Origin of the sequence: Methanofastidiosum sp. (assembly GCA_020854815.1) — an archaeon.
In the GTDB taxonomy this organism is placed as follows: Archaea; Methanobacteriota_B; Thermococci; order Methanofastidiosales; family Methanofastidiosaceae; genus Methanofastidiosum.
In genome coordinates this window covers 1-4,948 of sequence record JAHKLW010000084.1, presented here as the reverse complement: position 1 = coordinate 4,948, position 4,948 = coordinate 1, and the positions used below count along the sequence as shown (strand labels likewise).

The 4,948-nt window shown below is 36.0% G+C and carries 4 protein-coding genes, 1 tRNA gene and 1 pseudogene; 4 read left to right on the top strand and 2 right to left on the bottom strand.

The features are described from left to right. Window positions 1-187 (top strand): thermonuclease family protein (locus KO464_09960; GenBank protein ID MCC7573687.1); only part of this gene is annotated, 187 nt, incomplete at its 5' end. A 3-nt stretch (window positions 188-190) separates the two neighbouring features. Here the strand turns inward: KO464_09960 and KO464_09955 are convergent. After that, window positions 191-355, bottom strand: coding sequence for a DUF2080 family transposase-associated protein (locus KO464_09955; GenBank protein MCC7573686.1), 165 nt, complete (start codon window positions 353-355; stop codon window positions 191-193). Between the two features lie 51 nt (window positions 356-406). Here KO464_09955 and KO464_09950 point away from each other — a divergent pair. Further along, a pseudogene (locus KO464_09950) lies at window positions 407-1,408 on the top strand (ISNCY family transposase). A 25-nt stretch (window positions 1,409-1,433) separates the two neighbouring features. Here KO464_09950 and KO464_09945 read toward each other — a convergent pair. Continuing rightward, window positions 1,434-3,512, bottom strand: coding sequence for a DEAD/DEAH box helicase (locus KO464_09945; GenBank protein ID MCC7573685.1), 2,079 nt, complete (start codon window positions 3,510-3,512; stop codon window positions 1,434-1,436). Window positions 3,513-3,560: 48 nt separating this feature from the next. On the opposite strand from KO464_09945, the gene eno reads away from it, so the two are divergent. Next, window positions 3,561-4,859 (top strand): phosphopyruvate hydratase, encoded by a 1,299-nt coding sequence (gene eno / locus KO464_09940; protein MCC7573684.1) that lies wholly within the window; start codon window positions 3,561-3,563, stop codon window positions 4,857-4,859. Window position 4,860: 1 nt separating this feature from the next. After that, window positions 4,861-4,945: transfer RNA gene (locus KO464_09935), tRNA-Ser, on the top strand. Window positions 4,946-4,948 lie beyond the last annotated feature (3 nt).

Below are 4,948 nucleotides of genomic sequence, written 5' to 3'. Positions count from 1 at the left end.
GATTAGACTTGTGGGGGTAGATACACCTGAACCTTATTCAAATAATAATGAAAGCAAATGGTACGGGCTTCCAAATACTCATCTAAAAAAATGGGGAATTAATGCAATGGATTATACCTATAAAAGATTATACAAAAATGAGGCTGTGGGACATAATTCCTTTTGCCCCCATCCAAATAGAAGTTAGGTGCTAGTCTTTGACAATAATTACATAGGCTCGATAGCCTATGTACTTCTTCTGGGCATCTACTTTTGCACTGTTTCCATAAGCAGTGACTTTTCGCTCATAAATCTGAACAACTTCCTCACTTAGATTAAGCGGGCCATTTATTATAGCTTCAACTTTTCGTGGCATGGTTAGTCTATCCATGGAAAGCCTTATAAAGCTTTGGGTTATTAGTGCCACATGCTGACGACAGAACAGGTCAGAAAGCGCCTAAAAGACATAAAAGCTGGCGTTTATTCTGATTGCTATGTCAAATCAAGTGCCGGCAGAAACTGGCCAGAATATGAAAAAGAGCTATCCCAAAGCATTCGATCGGCATTTAGAGAAATCTCGCCCTTGATTGATGAAGCCACAAAATGCATAAAAACTACCAAGGGGAGAGGCCCTATTCGAAAACTCTCTCTTAAACAGAGAGTAACTCTTCTTCTAATAAAAGAGCTTGTTGGCCATAGCAACAGGATGATGGCTAACATGCTCGTTATTTTTTCTATGCTAAATGACATTGATGTCAGCTACAAGACGATAGAAAGGCTGTACTCCGATCCAGAGGTGGCTCTTGCCATCCATAACCTCCATGTTTTGATGCTACAAAAGAAGGGCGTAGACAATGCCGACACAGCAGGAGACGGAACAGGTTACATGCTTACCATAGATAAGCACTACTCTTCAGCAGTATAAAAGAGGCATGATGGGGCAAAAGAAGTAAAATACGGAGAAAATCAGCTCCGGAGGGAGTTTGTATTTAAGTTTGCGCTCCTTGATCTAAACACTTTCATGTACATTGCCTATGGAACAAGCCTGAAAAGCGAGAAAGAAGCGTTTGATAGGGCAATGGAGATGCTAAAAACTCTTGACATTACTATAAAGAGTGTCAGGCTCGACAAATACTATAGCCAACCGTCATATGTTGACAGATTTCCCGATGCCAAAGTCTATATAATACCCAAGGACAACTGCACGCTCAAAGGCTCACAGAAATGGAAGAACACTTTGAAGGAATTTATGAGAGACACAGAAGGCTATCTTCACGAGTACTACAGACGAGAAAGTTCGGAATCTGCGTTCTCAGCAGACAAGAGGCGATTTGGCTGGAAGATAGAGCAGAAGTTAACGGGCAGAATAAACTGCACCGTCTCATGCCTCGTGCTCTGGCACAATCTTTTGAAGCTAAATGCAGGTTAATTATGTCCCACAGCCGTTTATTTTTCTAAAATTCATCTATCTTTGTTTGTTTTAATCCTCTTTCTTCATAATCCTTACCTAAAACTAACGCCTCAGAAATTCTTTCACCTAATACTTTTTTGATAATCGGAAGATTGTCAACATTTACCATACTTTTATTTTTAATCCCTTCATTAAATAATTTCCTAGCCCTTACACGCCCAATACCTTTTATTTCAACAAGATCTATTAATTCTTCTTTGATTCCGTATTTTACTCTTGTTCTTAAATTTTTTATTTGTGGGATATTTCTTCTAAATACATGACTAATTTTTTCAAATGAATATAGAAGCCAATCTATATTTTCTCTAAGTCTCTGCAAATCTCCTTCTCCAATACCATATTTTAGAACTAACAATTCTTCTTTTTCTTCATTTATCCAATCATGAAAAAGCATTGCTGTTTTGAATTGAGATGTAAAAAATTCAAATTCAGCTTCTTCATAAGAAGGGTCTGGAATATCAGTGATTATCTTTTCCCAGAATTCTGAAAGTGCTTCTTGATAAATTTCAAACTCCTTTTTTTTCAAGTAAAGCGTTGGCATATCTGGAGTAGCACACAATAAATGGAGAATTCCAATATCATTAAATTTATCCTTTAGTATACCATCCCTAATTATTATTGCTGATTTAGGATCAATATATAATTTTGAAACAATAGATCCTAAAGGGGTGGGGGTGAAATCTTTCTCTAAAAAGCTATTTTCTATTAAAAAGTCAAGAGTTTTGTCTATCAAATGCACCATTGATTCGGATTCTTCTTTAAAAGCATAGAATGTCCTATTGAAAAAATCATGGAGTGCTTTTCTATCTTTGACATATCCAGATGCTACTAGTGAAAGAACATGTGCCCTCAATCCGCCCTCAGTTGAAAGTTTTGAAGAAATAGGCAACGGTTCAGATTCGATATATTCTTTGAACAAAAATTCTTTTTCTTCTTCTCTTTTTGCAATTAATATAGCCTCGCCATAAGAATCATATTTCGGCCTGCCGGCCCTTCCCATCATTTGTGCTATTTCAATTCTAGGAATTTTCAATGAACCAAAATTCGAATCAAATCGGTAATAATCCTTTATTATGACTCTTCTTGCAGGTAGATTTACACCTGCAGCAAGAGTAGGAGTTGCAACGATGACTTTTATCATATTATTGACGAAAGAGTCCTCAACTTTTTTTCTATCTTCAGATAATAAACCTGCGTGATGAAATCCTACACCGTGTCTAAATAACTTTCCTAGCTTCTTACCAGATATCGTATCTGAAAATTCTCCTTCTGTATTTATTATCTGAAACCTTTTTGCTATTTTTTCAGAAGATGATTCAGCAGCCCTTCTGCTATTCACAAATATTAATACCTGCCCCCCCTCATTTATGGAGTTTAAAGATAATTGGAAAACCGGATCTTCAACTGGGCCAATATTTTTTTCTTCATTTTCAAAGAAAATTGTTTCATTAAAAAAAACTCCTTTTTTTAATTGTACTGGTCTCCATTCAGATTTAATCAGAATTGCATCAAGCCATGAAGCAATTTCATCAGCGTTTGAGATTGTTGCAGATAATCCAATTATTCTTTTATCAGATAGTTTTGAGATAACTATCTCAAGCGTTGCTCCCCTTTTTGGAGAATCAATCAAATGAATTTCATCGTAAATAACTAATGAGAACTCATTAAAAAAATCAGTATCATTTCTCAAAAGAGAGTCACAACGTTCAACTGTTAAAATTAATACTGAATATCTTCTTAGAGTATAGTCAAGATGATCATAATCTCCTGTTGATATCCCTACTTTCAATCCTAATTCTTCAAATTCTCGATATTTTTCGTCAGCTAATGCTCGTAGTGGAACTAAATAAATTGCTTTCTGCCCTTCATTTATCGCTTTTAGTATAGCAAGTATTGCTATAAGGGTCTTACCTGAAGCTGTAGGTATTGCAAGAATTAGATTATTATCTGATAGAAGACCTTTATTGACTGCTTCTTCTTGAGGGGGGTACAACTTACCATATCCTTTTGATTTAAGAAGGTAAATGTCTTCTCTTGTAAGCGAAAGATCTTCTATATCCATGGAAAACCTTAAAATTTGTCTATTTATTAATGTAATGAAGGTGTTTTAATGCTCAGTGCAAAAGATTTTGAGATGTTTGAAATTATAGATATCAAAGCTAGAGAGGTTCTTGATTCTCGAGGCAATCCTACAATTGAAACAGAAATTATAACGGGAGGGGGATATGGTTCAGCAATTGTCCCTTCAGGTGCTTCAACTGGAAAACATGAAGCTTTAGAACTTAGAGATAAAAATGATCGATATAATGGAAAAGGAGTTTTGAATACTGTCAGAAATGTTAACGAAACTATTACCCCTTTGCTAATAGGAATGGATATTAGAAAACAGAGAGAAATAGATAGAATAATGATAGAAGAAGATGGAACAGAAAATAAAAGTAATTTTGGTGCCAATGCAATATTGTCAGTTTCTCTAGCAGCGGCAAGATGTGCTGCAGATACAATTAATATTCCTCTTTATCAGTATATTGGAGGTTTAAACACCTATGTTTTACCAGTACCTATGATGAATGTAATAAATGGTGGAGAACACGCTGGAAACGAGCTTAACTTCCAAGAATTCATGATAATGCCGGTAGGCACTATCTCTTTTTCAGAAGCTTTGAGAATTTGTGCTGAAGTGTATCATCATATGAAAAAAATTATAGCTAAGAAATATGGGAAAAGTTCAACTAATGTGGGAGATGAGGGAGGATATGCCCCTCCAATGAAGGAAATATTTGAACCTCTTGAAGTAATTATGTCTACTCTTGAAGAACTATCTTACAAAGATGTTGTTAAGATTGCACTAGATACTGCTTCTTCTACATTTTATGATGAAAAAACGAATACATACAATGCAATGGGGAAAAAAATGAGTCCGGGAGAACTAATAGATTTATTTGCAGATGTAAGTTCTAAATATCCTATAATTTCATTAGAAGATCCAATGGCCGAAGATGATTTCGAAGGATTTACAGAAATAACAAAAAAGTTGGGGAAAAAAATCCAAATTGTTGGTGATGATCTCTTTGTTACTAACAAGAAAAGATTAGCCATGGGCATAAAGAAAGGCGCATGCAACTCTTTGCTATTAAAAGTTAATCAGATAGGCTCTCTAACAGAGGCTATGGATACGGCAAGTCTTGCATATAGAAATGGATACTCAGTTGTTGTAAGCCACAGAAGTGGTGAAACAGAAGACACAATGATAGCAGATATAGCAGTTGGAATATCATCTGGACAGATTAAGACTGGGGCGCCGTCAAGAAGCGAACGTTGCTCTAAATACAATAGATTGTTAAGAATAGAAGAATATCTAGGAGAAAGTGCAAAGTACGCTGGGAAAAACTTTAGAATACCATTTTAGTGCCGAGGTAGTCTAGCTAGGTAAGGCGGCGGTCTCGAAAACCGCTGGTGCTCGCCACCACAAGGGTTCAAATCCCTTCCTCGGCGCTT

What these genes read in the sequence shown, in the direction of transcription:
- KO464_09955 (MCC7573686.1), bottom strand. Translation starts at nt 355, where the DNA reads ATGCCACGAAAAGTTGAAGCTATAATAAATGGCCCGCTTAATCTAAGT.
- KO464_09945 (MCC7573685.1), bottom strand. Translation starts at nt 3,512, where the DNA reads ATGGATATAGAAGATCTTTCGCTTACAAGAGAAGACATTTACCTTCTT.
- eno (MCC7573684.1), top strand. Translation starts at nt 3,561, where the DNA reads ATGCTCAGTGCAAAAGATTTTGAGATGTTTGAAATTATAGATATCAAA.